The sequence below is a fragment of the uncultured Maribacter sp. genome, from assembly GCF_963977385.1.
In the GTDB taxonomy this organism is placed as follows: Bacteria; Bacteroidota; Bacteroidia; order Flavobacteriales; family Flavobacteriaceae; genus Maribacter.
In genome coordinates, this window is sequence record NZ_CAXBOU010000018.1 from 47,390 (window position 1) to 64,327 (window position 16,938).

The 16,938-nt window shown below is 35.7% G+C and carries 13 protein-coding genes; 5 read left to right on the forward strand and 8 right to left on the reverse strand.

Features of this window, described 5'->3' with window-relative positions; translation table 11 throughout:
* Positions 1-123 precede the first annotated feature (123 nt).
* Positions 124-2,208, forward strand: coding sequence for a DNA helicase RecQ (gene recQ / locus AAC084_RS17030; protein ID WP_339841434.1), 2,085 nt, complete (start codon positions 124-126; stop codon positions 2,206-2,208).
* A gap of 38 nt (positions 2,209-2,246) precedes the next feature.
* Here the strand turns inward: recQ and AAC084_RS17035 are convergent, their stop codons facing one another.
* From AAC084_RS17035 to AAC084_RS17045, 3 genes are all read right to left on the reverse strand, one after another.
* Positions 2,247-3,533: a serine hydrolase domain-containing protein gene (locus AAC084_RS17035; RefSeq protein WP_339841435.1), complete on the reverse strand. Its 1,287-nt coding sequence runs from the start codon at positions 3,531-3,533 to the stop codon at positions 2,247-2,249.
* A gap of 104 nt (positions 3,534-3,637) precedes the next feature.
* The gene (locus tag AAC084_RS17040; protein ID WP_339841436.1) at positions 3,638-4,471 is read right to left on the reverse strand and encodes a phosphatase PAP2 family protein; all 834 of its coding nucleotides are present in this window, start codon (positions 4,469-4,471) and stop codon (positions 3,638-3,640) included.
* A 78-nt stretch (positions 4,472-4,549) separates the two neighbouring features.
* Positions 4,550-5,452 (reverse strand): histone deacetylase, encoded by a 903-nt coding sequence (locus AAC084_RS17045; protein ID WP_339841438.1) that lies wholly within the window; start codon positions 5,450-5,452, stop codon positions 4,550-4,552.
* Positions 5,453-5,675: 223 nt separating this feature from the next.
* On the opposite strand from AAC084_RS17045, the gene AAC084_RS17050 reads away from it, so the two are divergent.
* Positions 5,676-6,290: an HPP family protein gene (locus AAC084_RS17050; protein WP_339841439.1), complete on the forward strand. Its 615-nt coding sequence runs from the start codon at positions 5,676-5,678 to the stop codon at positions 6,288-6,290.
* 41 nt (positions 6,291-6,331) lie between these two features.
* Here the strand turns inward: AAC084_RS17050 and AAC084_RS17055 are convergent, their stop codons facing one another.
* Positions 6,332-8,473 carry a Tex family protein gene (locus tag AAC084_RS17055; RefSeq protein WP_339841440.1) on the reverse strand — a complete coding sequence of 714 codons (2,142 nt, stop codon included), beginning with the start codon at positions 8,471-8,473 and terminating at the stop codon, positions 6,332-6,334.
* A gap of 29 nt (positions 8,474-8,502) precedes the next feature.
* Complete coding sequence (metG, locus tag AAC084_RS17060; RefSeq protein WP_339841442.1) at positions 8,503-10,581, reverse strand: methionine--tRNA ligase; 2,079 nt, start codon at positions 10,579-10,581, stop codon at positions 8,503-8,505.
* Between the two features lie 210 nt (positions 10,582-10,791).
* Between metG and AAC084_RS17065 the strand changes: the two genes are divergently transcribed.
* Entirely contained in the window at positions 10,792-10,971 is a 180-nt protein-coding gene (locus AAC084_RS17065) for a hypothetical protein (protein ID WP_339841444.1), read from the forward strand.
* A 59-nt stretch (positions 10,972-11,030) separates the two neighbouring features.
* Here the strand turns inward: AAC084_RS17065 and AAC084_RS17070 are convergent, their stop codons facing one another.
* Both AAC084_RS17070 and AAC084_RS17075 read right to left on the reverse strand, forming a co-directional pair.
* Positions 11,031-12,734, reverse strand: coding sequence for a DUF1501 domain-containing protein (locus tag AAC084_RS17070; RefSeq protein ID WP_339841445.1), 1,704 nt, complete (start codon positions 12,732-12,734; stop codon positions 11,031-11,033).
* Positions 12,735-12,745: 11 nt separating this feature from the next.
* Complete coding sequence (locus AAC084_RS17075) at positions 12,746-14,239, reverse strand: DUF1800 domain-containing protein (protein WP_339841446.1); 1,494 nt, start codon at positions 14,237-14,239, stop codon at positions 12,746-12,748.
* A 186-nt stretch (positions 14,240-14,425) separates the two neighbouring features.
* On the opposite strand from AAC084_RS17075, the gene AAC084_RS17080 reads away from it, so the two are divergent.
* A complete protein-coding gene (locus tag AAC084_RS17080; RefSeq protein WP_339841447.1) occupies positions 14,426-14,785 on the forward strand; it encodes a YraN family protein in 360 nt (119 codons plus the stop codon).
* 89 nt (positions 14,786-14,874) lie between these two features.
* Positions 14,875-15,534 (forward strand): aspartate kinase, encoded by a 660-nt coding sequence (locus tag AAC084_RS17085; protein ID WP_091624014.1) that lies wholly within the window; start codon positions 14,875-14,877, stop codon positions 15,532-15,534.
* Here the strand turns inward: AAC084_RS17085 and AAC084_RS17090 are convergent.
* On the reverse strand, positions 15,531-16,901 hold the full coding sequence (locus tag AAC084_RS17090; protein WP_339841448.1) for a TlpA disulfide reductase family protein: 1,371 nt from the start codon (positions 16,899-16,901) through the stop codon (positions 15,531-15,533). The two genes, AAC084_RS17085 and AAC084_RS17090, sit on opposite strands and share 4 nt — an antisense overlap.
* Positions 16,902-16,938 lie beyond the last annotated feature (37 nt).

Genomic DNA, 16,938 nt, shown 5'->3' on the forward strand with positions numbered 1-16,938 from the left:
CGTGCTTCGCAATGACGTCATGACGAGGAGGTACTACAAAATGATTTTCTGATTTGGGTCATGAATATAACAGTTTGCTTTACATGCTCACAAAGACGCTTTCAAACACTATTTTTGCACAATATGACAATAACAGAACAGGACCTTCTACCATTATTAAAAAAACATTTCGGTTACGATACCTTTAAACCGAATCAATTGGCAATAATTGAAGATGCATTAAGTAAAAAAGATGTGTTGGCTATTATGCCAACAGGTGGTGGAAAATCACTCTGTTATCAATTAACGGCATTGGCTCTTGAAGGTACTGCAATCGTGATATCTCCGTTAATTGCATTAATGAAGGATCAGGTCGATGTGCTACAGGCCAATGGTATTGCTGCGGCTTATTTCAATAGTTCCCAATCGCAGGAAACTCAGCAAGAGATTCTGCAACAGTTAGAAAAAGGAGAATTGAAGCTTTTTTATGTAGCCCCAGAAAGCTTAGGTTTTTTTAATACTATTTTAGAGAATTTAAAGATTAGTTTATTTGCTGTGGATGAGGCGCATTGTATCTCTTCATGGGGTCACGATTTTAGACCAGCATATACCCAGTTGGGGAATTTGAAGAAACGATTTCCGAATATTCCGGTAATGGCACTCACGGCAACAGCAGATAAAACTACTCAAGATGATATTATAGACCAATTGAAAATTTCATCTGCAGAACGACATTTGGCTTCTTTCAACAGGCCTAATTTATACTTAGATGTTAAACCTGCTCAAGACCGAATCAAACACATTCTCGATTTTTTAGATGACCGCCCCAATGAAAGCGGTATTATCTATTGTTTAAGTCGAAAAAGTACAGAAGCTATAGCTCAAAAATTACAAAAGGCCGGTTACAAGGCTAAAGCATATCATGCGGGTATGTCGTCAGAAGAAAGGTCTACAGTACAAGAAGAATTTATTACTGATAAGGTTCCCATCATTGCAGCAACAATTGCCTTTGGTATGGGCATCGATAAAAGTAATGTGCGTTGGGTGATTCATTATAATCTTCCTAAAAACATTGAAGGTTATTATCAAGAGATTGGTCGTGGCGGTCGTGACGGACTCCCTGCTCATGCCTTATTGTTTTACAGCTTTGCCGATGTGGCTCTGCTACGTAGATTTATCACACAAAGTGAAAATGCAGATGTAGAATATGCCAAGTTAGAACGGATGCAGCAATTTGCAGAGGCGTTAAGCTGTCGCCGTATTGCATTGCTAAACTACTTTGGTGAACAAGTTACCAAGGGTTGTGGTAATTGCGATATTTGTGCGAGTCCGCCAGCATATTTTGATGCTACATTGTTAGCTCAAAAAGTATGCTCTGGTGTTGCCAGGTTAAAGGAAAGAGAACCTATGGGTATGGTTATCGATGTTTTAAGAGGAGCGCAGAATGCGCAAGTATTGGAGCGAGGATATCAAAATATTAAAACCTATGGGGCTGTTAAAGATGTTTCGTGGTTAGACTTGCAACAGTATGTCATTCAGTTATTGAATCAAGGAGTTTTAGATATCAATTTTAGGGAAGGAGCACGATTGGGGTTAACCGATTTGGCAAAAGAGGTACTTTTTTCTAATAAGAAAATTCAGTTAGCGGTATTACAAAAAGAGGCTGAGAAGAAAAAACCTACGGCTAAATCACGAATTAAGAAAACGGACCTATTTGAAAAGCTTCGCGTTTTAAGGCAACAAATAGCAGAAGAGCAAGGTGTACCAGCTTATGTTGTTTTTGGAGACGCAAGTTTAAAAGATATGGAAGCTAAAAAGCCTAAGAATCAGAAAGAATTCATGGAGGTATCTGGCGTAGGGCAAGCTAAATTAGAGAAATACGCTGATGTATTTATAAAGGAGATTGCTAAATTTTCTCCAGCTAAAAAATCAAAAAAGGCAACTCATGAGCAAACGTTCGATTTGTTTTCTGACGGATTATCGGTATCTGAAATAGCAACCTCAAGAAACCTTTCTGAGAATACTATTTACGGTCATTTAATGAAGAAACACGCTGAAGGTATAGAACTAGATTTGAATCAATTCGTTAGCGCTGATGAAATATCGAAAATAGAGAATGCAAAATCAGAATTGACAGATGCTAATGGTCTAAAAGACTATTTTGAATATTTTGAAGAACAAATGCCGTATTGGAAAATTAAATTAGGGTTGTACTTATTAGATTCTTAATTGCAATTCAATCAATCCGTCTTCATATTCAAAAGTCATTAATCATCTATTGACGAAAAAAGCATTTGTTTAAACTTCCAACCCGTAGTATCATCTACAGGGCCTTGAGTTTGTTTCATTAGAATACCTATTACTTTTTCTTTTGGGTCAGCAAAATACTGTGTATTAAAGTAACCTCCCCATTCAAAGGTGCCCTCACTACCAAGTCCGCCTGAGACTTCGCCTTTTTCATTGACTACAGAGAATGCGAGTCCGTGGTGTTTAGGGCCATCCCATATCTCGCCAATTTGATTTCCAAAAATACTTCTTACCGTTGTTCTGCTTAAAAGTCGCACTCCATTCAGCTCTCCTTCGTTCAAATACATTTGTAGAAAAGTGGCGTAATCTTTTGCTGTACTCGATAGACCTGCTCCACCTGAAAAGAATGATTTTGCTCCTTTTTTAGGATAATCTGTGTCGTAAAATGTAATTGGATAGTTTACCCATTTTCCATTCTCCTTTTTTTGAACAGTAACCAATCTATCATGTTTTTCTGATGGAAGGTAGAACCAAGTATCTTGCATATTCAGTGGCTCAAAGATTCTTGTTTTAAGAAATTCGTCAAACGGCATACCAGATACAAGCTCTATAAAATATCCTAGTACATCTAAGCCTTCGCTATAGGTAAATGCTTCACCAGGTTCATGATGCAAAGGTAGCGTTGCCAGTTTTTTCACACTTTCAGCAATGGTGATATTATTTGTTGTAAAAAGGTCAGTAATACCCGCTTTTGAATACATTTTCTTAAAACGTTCATCTCCATCAATTACTCCGTAACCAATACCAGAAGTATGTGTTATTAAATCTCTTATAGTAATTTGGTTTTCGGCTGGCTTTGTCGTGTATGTTGAGTCTGCTTCATTGAATGTATCTAGAATTTGTGCCTCACCAAATTCTGGTATATACTTAGAAATATTATCATCTAACTGAAATTTACCTTCTTCCCAAAGCATCATAACTGCTGTTGAGGTAATTGCCTTCGTTTGGGATGCAATTCTAAAAATAGCATCTTTTTGTAATTGTTTTTTCTTTTCCGTATTGGCCATTCCATAAGATTTATGAAATACAATTTTTCCATTTCGTGCTATTAGAGCAACTGCGCCAGGTAAATTTCCATTGTCAATTTCTTCCGCAATCATGGCGTCTATTTTTGAAAGACGGTCTGTTGAAATTCCAACATCTTTTGCGTTACCTTCTGTCAATATCAGAGATTTTTGAAGCGAGGGAGTTTGGGCAACAGAAATGAGGGTAAATAGTGCGAAATAAAATATAATCAACCTTTTCATTAGTTTGGTTTTCAGATGGAGGACTAATGTACTGAAAGTTTGGTCAAACTTCAATAGTAAATGCAATTGAGGGAGTGAATTAAGTATGGATACTATTAGCTTATTTAGAAATTAATAGTAACACCCATCTGACCTGGACCAAAATTAAGATTCCAACTTACCAATTTTTGTTGGCTATTGAATTTCTCATCATATTTCTTGTCTAAATATCGGTCTATTGATTCTACAGTAGCTATACTAATTGCAAAAGCAAAAACCATATCGCTTAACCAATGTTGACCATCCCAAACACGTGAAACACCAGGAATAGCACCCAAAGTGTAAATACCAGCTTTTAACCATGGGTTTTTGAATTGCTTGCCAATTGCGTAAGCATTTGTAAAGGCTAATATTGCGTGTCCTGAAGGAAAGGAATGAAAGTTTCTACTAGAATTAAAAGGGTCAAATGTATCCTTACCTAAATCAGCAATTGGTCTTGCTCTACCTACAAAAGATTTAAGCACTTGCTGTAAAAACCCGGCAGAGGTTGCTGAAGAAATCAATAGTACTCCTGTACGACGTAATTTTTCATTTTTAGTTACGAGTCCTGCAATGTAAACTCCCGAAGTAGCTAAGTAATTATTTTCAGGACTTCCATAGAATTCTCCATAATCTCGAATGAATTTGGGGACACCCTCTTTATTGTTTCTAATAAATCTTGAGGTGTTATCATCTGCCAGATATACCAAGCCTGTACCACCAACAACAGCCCCAAATTGAGCCAATTGCTTACCTTGCCAATGTAAAGGCCTCGTATAAGAATACCCTACTCCTTTAAACATATTACCTACATCATAAGTAAACATATTCCAACGTGTCTGAGTTGAATCTTTGCTTTTATCTTGCGCATGTAGCGTTGAGCAACAGATTAAACCTAAGAAGATTACTATCTTTTTCATGTTGTAAATTTAAACTTTGGTTATCTCAAAAAAGAGTCGTTATCGATTAATTTTAATTGTTATAGGATTTGAACTAGTCTAAAAATATAGTTTTTGGGCCAAACGAAATGTATTAGCATGAGCTTCTACAATAATTTTAATGTCTGGAGAATAACCACCGCCCATACTACATTGCAACGGAATTTTATATTTTTTACATAATTCAAGAACATATTCATCTCGAAGTTTACAGCCTGCCAGTGTCAGGCCGAGAGTACCTAACTTATCACTTTCTAGAACATCAACGCCACTTAAGTAAAAAATGAAATCTGGTTGAACTGTATCTATTATTATGGGTAAATTTTCCTTTAGAATTGAGAGATATGTTTCATCATTGGTTCCTTTAGGCAACGGAATGTCTAAGTCTGATTTTTCTTTTTTAAAGGGATAGTTTCCTTCGCCATGCATTGAAAAAGTAAAGACTGAATCATTATTCTGAAAGATTTCTGCTGTGCCATTTCCTTGGTGAACATCTAAATCTATAATGAGTACCTTTTTTGCTAAACCTTTGTCCAATACGTATTTTGCACCTATAGCTTGGTCATTCAGCATACAGAAAGCCTCCCCATGATTACTATAGGCATGGTGGGTTCCGCCAGCAATATTCATTGAAATTCCGTACTCCAAAGCAAAATCACATCCCTTTAACGTACCATCTACAATAATTCGTTCTCGTTCTACCAAATCTTCAGATATCGGAAAGCCAATTTTACGAGCCATTTTCGCTGAAATCATCATATTCAACAAATCGTAGAAATATTCAGGATCATGAACAGCGACAATATGTTTGTCATTCGGAATTTTAGGTTCAAAAAAATTAGCTTCTGTGCAAGTACCTTCATATATCAATTGCTGTGGCAGAAGCTCATATTTCATCATGGGAAAACGATGGCCTTCTGGCAATGGATGTTTGTATATGGGGTGATAGGCTATTTTAAGCATATTACAAATATAATCGCTCTACTTGTTACCTAAGGTTTAAAGAATACTATGTTTAAAATTTTTGTTGCCTATGAAATTACATTATTTACTTAGTCTCAGATAATTCTAACAATAACTCCTAGTCATATGATAGGATAAATAGGAATTTATTTATGCGGACTAGTATGATCTTTTATCTTTGCGACTTTTTAGGATAATTATATTGTTTAAATAACTATTTGCATTGAAAAGAAGAAGCGACCTAAATAAAAAAATTAATCGAAAAGCTCGTATTTCGAAGTATGTGATTTATAAGGAAACCCTTGTAGATTTCAGAGAGCAGTTTTGGTCGTTTCTTGGAGCTTTTATTGGTGTTCTGCTTATTGCATTATTACAATCATATTATCTACCGCAACTTGAGAATGTCCTTCTAATAGGGTCTTTCGGAGCTTCTAGTGTGCTTATTTATGGCGCTGTTGAAAGTCCGTTGGCACAACCTAGAAACTTTATAGGGGGGCAGTTAATCTCAGCTTTTATTGGTGTTTCAATTTACAAGTTAGTACCTGACCTTATTTGGGTTGCTGCTCCGTTGGCAGTTTCCATATCTATAGTTGTTATGCAAATGACGAAAACGTTGCATCCTCCCGGTGGCGCTACTGCGCTTATTGCGGTCATCGGCACAGAAAAAATTAAATCATTAGGCTATTTCTATGTTGTCTCACCAGTATTAATGGGTACTATAATACTTTTTGTTACGGCATTGATTTTCAACAATATATCTAAGCATAGAAAGTATCCTATTAATAGCAGATTAACAAGGAGTGTAAAACGCAAGGTACTGAAGTTAAATAGGGGTTAAAATACAAATTTGACTTTCAAGAATATATCAAATTATATTTGCTATTTGTGCAGCTTTAATTGAATTCGCTTTCTAGGTACATCAACATCTAAAACTTTCACTATTATTTGTTGATGTAAATGAACATGTTCGTTAACGTCTTTTACAAAAGCATCAGAAAGATTAGATACGTGAATAAGCCCGCTTTCTTTTATTCCAATATCTACAAAACACCCAAAGTTTGTGATGTTGTTTACAATACCGGGCAATAATTGACCGATATGTAAATCGGTTATTGATTTAATGTTTTGGTCAAAAGTAAACACCTTAGCTTTTTCTCGGCGGTCTAATCCTGGTTTCTCTAGTTCTGAACGTATATCTTCTAGCGTAGGTAAACCTACATTTTCGGTACAATATTTTTTTAATTCTATCTCTTTAAGTAACGACTTATTGCCAATTAAAGATATTATTTCGGTTCCCTTATCCTTAGCCATCTGCTTAACTATGGCATAACTTTCTGGGTGTACTGCGGAGTCATCAAGCGGGTTTTTAGCATCTTTAATGCGAAGGAACGCGGCTCCTTGTTCAAAAGCTTTACTTCCAAGGCGAGGAACAGCCATAATTTCTTTTCTACTTTTGAATGCTCCGTTTTCTTTTCTTTGGGTAACAATATTTTCTGCTAATTTTGGTCCAATACCCGAAACATAACTCAATAAAGGAACACTAGCAGTATTTATGTTTACACCGATAGAGTTTACACAGCTTTCTACCACAATGTCAAGTGAGTTTTTTAGTTTTGTCTGATCTACATCATGTTGATATTGGCCAACACCGATAGACTTAGGGTCTATTTTCACCAATTCTGCAAGTGGGTCGGCCAAGCGTCTACCAATAGATACTGCACCACGAACGGTAACATCGTAATTAGGAAATTCATCACGAGCAATTTTTGATGCGGAGTAAATTGAGGCACCAGCCTCACTAACAACAAATACTTCAACCGGATTATTGAATATCACTTTTTTGACAAGATGTTCGGTTTCTCTAGATGCCGTGCCATTACCGATAGCTATTGCTTCAATTTTATAGGCATTAACCAATGAACTCAATTTTTTAATAGCACCACTTACATCGTTTTGTGGTGCATGCGGATATATAGTTTCGTTATGCACTAAATTACCTTGGGCATCTAAACACACTATTTTACAGCCCGATTTAAAACCCGGGTCGATGGCTAGAATACGTTTTTCGCCTAAAGGGGCACCTAACAACAATTGCCTTAAATTATTAGAAAATACACCAATGGCGTCATCATCTGCCTTTTCCTTTGCTACTTTAAGCAATTCATTGGATAGAGACGGGAAAAGTAATCTTTTATAAGCATCTGCAATAGCTAGTTCTATTTGCTTGGCGGATGCATTGTTAGATGTGATGATTCTGTTTTCGATGCGATCTAATAAACGCTCATCATCTAGCTCAATTTTAACTCGAATAAATTTCTCTGACTCTGCTCTTAAGATAGCTAGTAATCGGTGCGATGGGCATTTATTAAGTGGTTCGCTCCAATCAAAATAATCACGAAATTTCTGCGCTTTCTCATTATCTTTCTTGGTAGACACTATTTTGGTCGATATGATGGCAAATCGGGCTAATTGAGACCTTATTTGACTTCTAATATCTGTTCGCTCATTAATCCATTCTGAGATAATATGGCGGGCGCCTTCTAAAGCATCATCTTCATTTTCAACTTCTTTATTCAAATATTTAGAAGCAATAAATTTAATATCATCATTACGTTGCGCCATAATGATTTTTGCCAAAGGTTCTAAACCGTTTTTACGGGCTACTTCTGCTTTTGTTTTTTTGCTTTTTTTAAATGGTAGATATAAATCTTCCAATTGCGTTAGATCTTCAGCCTGCTCAAATTTTTGTTTGAGTTCTGGAGTTAAAACATTCTGTTCATCAACAGCTTTAAGAATCGCTTTTTTACGCTTTTCTAATACTTCAAATTGTTCTTTGAATTGAACTATGGCTCCTACTTGTACTTCATCTAAATTGCCTGTTCGCTCTTTTCTATACCTTGAAATAAAAGGAATCGTACAATCTTGGTTAAGAAGTTCAATTGTATTTTGAATCCCTTTCTCTGGGAGTTGGGTATATTTTAAGATATAGCCAACTATTTGGCCTGAGTCCAATTTTGCCATGTGTGTTGTAATGTTTTTAGGAGTGGTAATTAGTTTATTCCTTCCCCATTTCCAACGCCATCCTCATCAGGATTAACGAATATTAATTTTCCGTCTGCATTTTCGGTCATCAAAATCATTCCTTCGCTATCTACACCACGTAACGCACGTGGAGCAAGGTTGATTAAAACAGTTACCTTTTTACCTATAATTTCTTCTGGTGAAAAGCTTTCTGCAATACCTGAAACTATAGTTCTTACATCTAAACCGGTATCAACTTTTAAAACTAATAATTTTTTGGCCTTAGCCATTTTTTCTGCTTCGATAATAGTACCTACGCGCATATCTAGTTTAGAAAAATCATCGAAAGTAATGGTATCTTTTTGGGGCATCAGTTTTTTATTTTCGTATTCGTTGGCTTTTTTTGTGGTTTCAAGCTTGTCTAACTGAGCTTGAATTTCACTATCCTCTATTTTTCTAAATAGTAATTCTGCTTGATTTATTTGATGGTCGGCCAAAAGAAGAGTTTCGTTGTTTGAAACAGATTCCCAACCAAGCTCTTCGACTGCGTCTAAATTAATATTGAGAATGTTTTTAAGCTTAGCTGATGTAAAAGGTAAGAAAGGCTCACTCAAAACAGCCAAGCCAGCAGAAATCTGTAAAGCAACATTCATAATTGTTTTTACACGCTCTTCATCAACCTTAATTACTTTCCAAGGTTCGGCATCTGCCAAATATTTGTTACCTAAACGAGCTAAATTCATTAATTCTTGCCCTGCTTCTCTAAAACGATAGCGCTCTATAGAACTAGAAATTATTTCTGGAAACTTGCGAAGTTGGTCAACCGTTTGTGTGTCGACATCATTGAGACTTCCTGCAGCGGGTACTTTTCCATCATAGTATTTGTTGGTCAAAACCACTACTCTGTTAATGAAATTACCCAAAATAGCCACCAATTCATTGTTGTTGCGTGCTTGAAAATCTTTCCAAGTAAAATCGTTATCCTTTGATTCTGGTGCATTCGCGGTTAACGTGTAGCGCAAAGAATCTTGCATTTCTGGGAAATCGACTAAATATTCATGTAACCAAACTGCCCAGTTTTTTGAGGTAGACAATTTGTTGCCTTCTAAATTTAAAAACTCGTTAGCAGGTACATTATCCGGTAGAATATAACTGCCTTCTGCCTTTAACATTGATGGGAAAATTATACAATGAAAAACGATATTATCCTTCCCGATAAAATGTACCAGTTTCGTATTTTCATCTTTCCAATAGGGTTCCCAATCCTTTCCTTCACGGGCTGCCCATTCTTTAGTAGATGAAATATATCCGATAGGTGCATCAAACCATACATACAATACTTTGCCTTCGCCACCTTCAACTGGTACGGGTATTCCCCAATCTAAATCTCTGGTTACCGCTCTTGGTTCCAATCCGCCATCAATCCATGATTTACATTGTCCGTATACATTCGGTTTCCAATCGTCTTTGTGACCTTTTAAAATCCATTCCCTAAGAAAATCTTCATATCGATCCAAAGGTAAAAACCAGTGTTTCGTTTCTTTAGTTGTAGGTATTGTTCCTGTTATGGTTGACTTCGGATTGATTAAATCAGTTGCATTTAAACTAGATCCACAATTTTCACATTGATCACCATAGGCTTCTTCATTTCCACATTTAGGACAGGTACCAATGACAAAACGATCTGCTAAAAATTGTTGTGCTTCTTCATCATACAATTGAGCGGTCGTCTCCTCAATAAAATCTCCTTTTTCATAAAGATTTATAAAGAATTCTGATGCTGTTTCATGATGTATAGGCGCAGAGGTTCTTGAATAGTTATCGAATGTAATTCCGAAATCTAAGAAAGACTGCTTTATTATAGCATGATATTTATCGATGATATCTTTTGGAGTAACACCTTCCTTTTTAGCTTTCATGGAAATAGCGACACCATGTTCATCGCTACCACAAACAAAGGCAACATCTTTTCCAGTTAATCGAAGGTAACGTGCGTAAATATCTGCGGGCACATAAACGCCTGCTAAATGACCAATATGTATAGGGCCATTTGTGTAAGGTAACGCTGCGGTAATCGTGTATCGTGAAGGTGTTTTAATATCAGACATCAAAATAAATTAGGCTGCAAAAATACAGAATTTGATGGGAGAATCACCAAATACTTGCCAATTGTAATTCGTATAAAAATGGCACACATAACGATTTTTTAAACGAAAGTGTTACCGAACTGTGTCTCTCATCGATAATTTATACGAAAGAGTCAAAAAAATAGTTTTATTGTAAGAAAATACTTATTTATTAATTAAAATCTTAAAGACATGAGTGTTGGTAACCCAAAAAAGCTAAGATTCGCTGAAGGCTTAGACAAGAAAGATGTAACCGTAAAAAGTGCAGAGGCCGGTTTAGAGGATGTTGCTCTAGTTCATAAGAATAAGAATCATAGAGTTATTAGAGAATTATCTTTTGAATCTAAAATGAACAATTCGAAATTAGTATAAATATAAAAGGCCTTATTCAGTTTCAATGAATAAGGCCTTTTTAAATAGTGGGAAACAGTTTAAGCTACCATCACGGATTTACTCATCTTTTGATTCTGTACACTGATACGATAAATGTACTTTCCGGTTGATAGTTGTTCGGGCATGCGCTCTCGTATATTTATTTCGGTAGAACCTTCGAACATCATTTCGTTAAAAACAGTGCCGACTCTCTGGCCGAGAATATTAAAAAGTTGAATATCTACATGTGCCGAGAATGGCATTTCTAAATAGATATGTGGGGTACTATCCGTTGGATAATAAGGTTTGTGAACAACGGCATTCAATAAATCAGGGTTAAAAGGTGTTTCTGCCTCTTCTTCTGGCGGTACGGGTGGTGTAACTTCACCATCACTATACGCTATGTCTGGGAATGCTTCACCACTACAGCTAAAGCCTAAATCTACTGGTACGTATGGTTTGTAATTCAATAAATGAGCCTCAACTAAAGGTACATCTACACAGAGCCACTCGGCAAGTACTGTTGCGTAAAGATCTCTAAAATCCATCGTGTACTCTAAATTTCCTCGACCATCTGGGTCATCTAATGTTGGGTGATCACCCACAAATGCACTACCATTTAAGCCAGAACCAAAGAATAGGGTTGGAGAGGCTTTACCATGATCGGTACCATTAGAACCATTTTCAAAAATACGTCTACCAAATTCAGAAAACGTCATGCTTAATACCTTTTCGTCTTGTTGTGTAAAGGCTAAATCTTCATAGAAATTATTGATAGCAACAGAAAGATTGGTCATTAAACGTGCATGAGCTTGAGGTTGATTACCATGTGTGTCAAAACCACCCATTGAAATCATGAATACTTTAGTGCCCAAATTTCCTTTTATTAAACGAGCTAATAATGCTAGTTGACGTGCAAAACCATTGTCTTGATATTCTACTTGATTTTGTCCTCTTTCATAGGCCTCATGAATAAGTCCTGAATATTCATACGTAGTATTGGCAACTCCTCTAAGAAACTTAAGTTGGTCACCGTACATACAGTTGTTGAAGAGTGTATCGTCTAAACCATAGACTACACCAGATTCAGCGATTTCTTCAAGCTGATCTATGTTTGATGTAACAAAAGCATAATTGGTTTCATCGCCTTGAAATACCAAACTACCAAATTGACCAATTTGTATGGCCGCAGGTGCTGCTGGCGGATTTATTAAGTAATCTGGATAAATATTCTCAAAATGTCTACCCATCCAACCTGTATTTAATCCACTAAATCCGGTTGTTTCTATATCTGTATTCGCAAAAATATCAGAGCCAGTAAAATGCGAAAGACTTTGACCTTCATAACCAACACCATGTACTGCCTTAAATTGGCCTTCTTGCCACATAGGAGCCAAAGCATTCATATAAGAAGGTACTCCGAATTCATCGGTAAGTTTTAACACCTTACTTTCTGGAACATAGATATTAGGCCGTGCATTTGCATAACTGTCATATTGTTCTAAAGGTATAACCGTACTTAAACCGTCATTACCGCCAGAAAGACGTATCAATATCAGAATATTGTCAGTTTCGGCTGCTGCGATACCTGCTGATAGGGGTGAAGGGGCAGAAGCTGTTAGCATATTCGAGCCTAACATCATAGATCCGGAACCTGCGATGCCCATTGCCTGTAAAAAGGAACGTCTGCTCCAAGTTTTGTGTTCGTCATCGTGACCTTCATGTTGAAGACCTTTATGTGGGGAGTGGTGTGTATTGCACATAGCTGTAGGTGTTATTTTAATTGATACTCAGGTTGTCTGGCTAAATATTGGAATAGAAGATAAACTTGAAATGGACCTTGTTGCCATGTACCCAGCGTCCATGATTCTTGATTTCCACCTTCATAATAAACCTCTTCAACATCACTTCTAAATATGGCGAATGCTTTATCATATTCAGGTTCGTCTAGAAGTCCTTTTGGGAGTAAAAAATCAATAATTAGTCTTGCAACTACATCAGGATTGGTACTTGTCAACCCTACATTACCAGTAATTTCTAAACCTAATGTTCTAAATTGTTCGTTATTGGCCATATAAAAGCTTTCTAAAATGCTTTCTATAGTAAGCCAACGTCCAATCATAAAATTAGTGTTGATCCAAGATCTGTCGCGTTGCCATCCGGCTACATCAAATGGGTCAAATATTTCTTGACTTAACAAGGTGCTATAATTAACCATTTCTGCGACATGTGTATCAGTGTAGGCGAAACCTGATTCTTTTAAAGTATTGAAATAGAAATCTATTGGACTTTTAATAATAACACCAATAGCTTCATCATCAAAAAAGTGCTGACTTTTAAATAATTGTCTTAATACAGGTGCAATTTCAAAATCATTTGAAACGAAAGTAGCAGCCATACCATCGATGATGGTTTGTGCGTTATTGGCTTCGTCCTTAGAATCTGGATGCACAAAAAACTCATATAGTTTGCGACAAATAAATTCAGCAATTTCCGTTGGTCTTTGGTCAAATAGAATATTAATGACATCGTCATAACCCCAATTACCGGTTTGACCTAGAATTGTTTTAGAGCCAGCATCGTGCTTAGTAGCATCAAAAGCAACTGGGGAACACCCAACTTCACCTCGCTCTACATAACCACTTAACGCTTTAGCGGTTTCAATAATATCTTCTTCTGTATAGCCATTGCCTTCACCTAAAGTGAAAAGCTCATAGAGCTCCCTGCCATAATTTTCGTTAGGATTGTTACCGTTATTGTAAACCCCATCTAAGTAATAGAGCATTGCATTGGTTAACCCAATTTCACTTGTGAAAGTTTTGAAATTGCCAATAGAATTACGTTGAAGGCATTCTATATATTGATATAAATAAGGATTACAATTATAGACATCTAACTCGGTTACAAAATGGTTGCTCCAGAAAAAACTTAACCGATCTCTTAGGTTGTTGTTCAGTAAACCGTTTGCATAATCTAATTGAAATTCAGATTTCTGCTGATTTTTCAATTGATTTCGGGCATCATCATCTTCAGGATAATTTGCATTGGTCCAATTGGCCCAAGTTGGCGCAGGTATCGGCGACATGTTTAGCGCTTGATCTACTAAATTATCTACTACTGCTCCTGCGGATTGTCCGGTTGCTTGATTTATAGTTGCGACCGAAGCACTGAATCCTAATCTTCTGTATAAGTGTGATGCTCTTAATTGGTCTAAATTAGCTGTATACGGAGCAAGAGTAGAAGTATTACAATTAATGAAATATTCCATATTCTTAAATAGGCATTTATATTACGTTCGTAGAGTTGGGGCTTCTATGATAAACGTTTCAAAATTTGGTATAGTATTTTAAACTATCTATTTTCGATATCCAATATCCAAATAACGATATTTATTAATAAAAAAGCGTCGAAACACCCTTATTTTCGATGAATTGCACAATTTACAGAGATTATTATGGGAAAACATAATGAATTTGGAAAGGAAGGCGAACAAATAGCGGTTGACTATCTGATAAAAAATGGATATATCATCAAATATAAAAATTATAGATATCTACAGGCAGAAGTGGATATAATTGCTCAAAAAGATGCGACGTTGGCCATTGTAGAGGTAAGGTCAAGAAGTTCTGATTTCATTGAGAATATCGCAGAAACGGTTACCCCAAAGAAAATTAAGTTATTGGTAATGGCTGCGAATCATTATGTTATAGATAACGAAATTGATGTTGAGGTACGTTTTGATATCATTACAATCCTAAAAAATAAAAAGCGTTTTGAGCTAGAACATTTGGAATCTGCATTCTATCATTTTTGAATTAACTACCGATTTAATAGATTTTATATTAAAACATTTTGTTTTATTTGTAACAAGTTGTTATATTTGCGTAACAACCAAGCAGTAAAATGAAAACAATATCATCAGTCGTAGAGGAGTACATTAAGAAAAAACCATTTTTACAAAGTGCTCTAGCTCAAGGAATCATCAACCTTACTTCATTGTCTAGAATAGTTAAGCCCGAGATTGAACATGAATTGGGAAAAGACATTCGTAATGGTGCAATTGTAATGGCCTTGAAACGATTATCTGACGATCTTGAATTTAGAGCAACCCACAAAATATTAAAAGTTCTAAAGAATATAGGAGAGATAACCGTGCGCTCTTCATTAACCGATTACACTTTTTTGGCTTCAGATAAAATATTGGTTCATCAGGCTAAATTATTGGAAGAGATTAATAACAATCAAGATGTTTTTTACACTTCTAGTCGTGGTGTTAATGAAATAAACATTGTTATTAGTAATGTTATGGACAAGACAGTGGAACGATTGTTCAAAGATGAAAAGTGTACTCAAAAAGCAGAGGAGCTCTCATCAATCACAGTTAAATTACCAGCAGAAAATGTTTCTGTTCCTGGCATTTACTACTTTATATTTCAACGTTTGGCTTGGGAAGGTATCGTTCTTTACGAAGTAATATCTACTACAAATGAATTTACCATTCTTGTTAATGATGAGCAGGTTGATATAGCTTTCAAAACTATTAAGGATTTAAAATCCCTTTAATTTTCTAAAAATTCAACGACTTCTTTGTCTGATTCCGGTTTGGCAATAAAGCGTTTTTCACTATCTAATATAAAGTAGGTGGGTGTACTTTGAATGCCAAAAGTTTTGGCATAATCACTTTCCCATCTTCCGAGTGCGATGGCATGACTGAAATTGGGTAGTGTAGCGGATACCTTTTTCCAATTTATCTCGTCATCTTCTAAACCGATTGCTAAAACCTTTAAAGATTCAAAACCCTTTAATTCTTTGTGTAATTCAGGCAGCTCTTTAAGACAATGTGAGCATGTACTACTCCAGAAGACAAGTAGGTAGTTTTCCGCTTTTTCCATGGTTGAAAGAGCGTGTTTTTTTTCATTCGTTTCCCAAGTAATTTCAGGAGATAATGTACCTATTCTAAGTCTTGATGCAGCTTCTATTTCATCCACCATTTTTTGATTACCATTGGCAGTAGCCAATTTTTTCAAATGGTTTGTAAAAATATAATCTTGTACAGAACCCATAGTATTTGCCTCGGCTATTTCCCATATTTGGTGTATGGCTTTTGTTTGAAAGCTAATAGGTGTACTCTTAATTATGTCTGCTACAGTTTTTACATTTTTGTTTACTTCCATCTCTAAAGCATCCTTGTTTACAATGTCTGGGGGCAGGGCAGAAAAGACATAACTAGCAATTTTATCAGTTAAAAAATTAGAACCTTGTAGAATAGGATCATTTAGGTTTAAATTATCAAAATGATGTTTCTTTTTCTGTTTTAGAAATGTTTCTAAATCTTCATAATCTACAGGAAGGTATGATTTATTTGCCTTTATAAATTTATGTGCTATAGTATTAGTAAGGTTTTCTTCATATGATTTTTGAATAGTTTTTAGGTTTTGTATAATATCGGAATATTCTTTTTTTGAATCATTTCCTTTTTCATAAAACTCCATTAACCGATCTTGAGCCGCTGTTATTTTAGAAAAATATTCAGTAAACCATTTATTCTCTTCCGAATTGGTAATTGTTAATCCGTTTTGTAGATTAAAATTGAATTTCACATGCTCTTTCTTGTTATAAATCACATCGATGTAAAATTCATTTTGAGGTACGGCATACACCAATCGATACATGCTGGGCTGTGCCTTAATAGGCATTTCTAAAGTAAAAGAACCATCTTTTACGGCGGTATCTACAACATACCTTTCGCCACCCGGAGTTAACTCATAAGCTATTAGCCATTTAAAATCTTTTGCGGGAGAGAAGTTACCAGATATAGAACCTTGGGCATGTAAGCCAATCGAAATAAATAGGATGCAGTAAGTAAAAAAAACTTTCATAGAAATAGGTAAAACAATTATCGAACCAGAATTGCTTAAAAAGAATGACATTTAATGTCTTTTGATTTGTTGAAGTCCGTGTTAATTA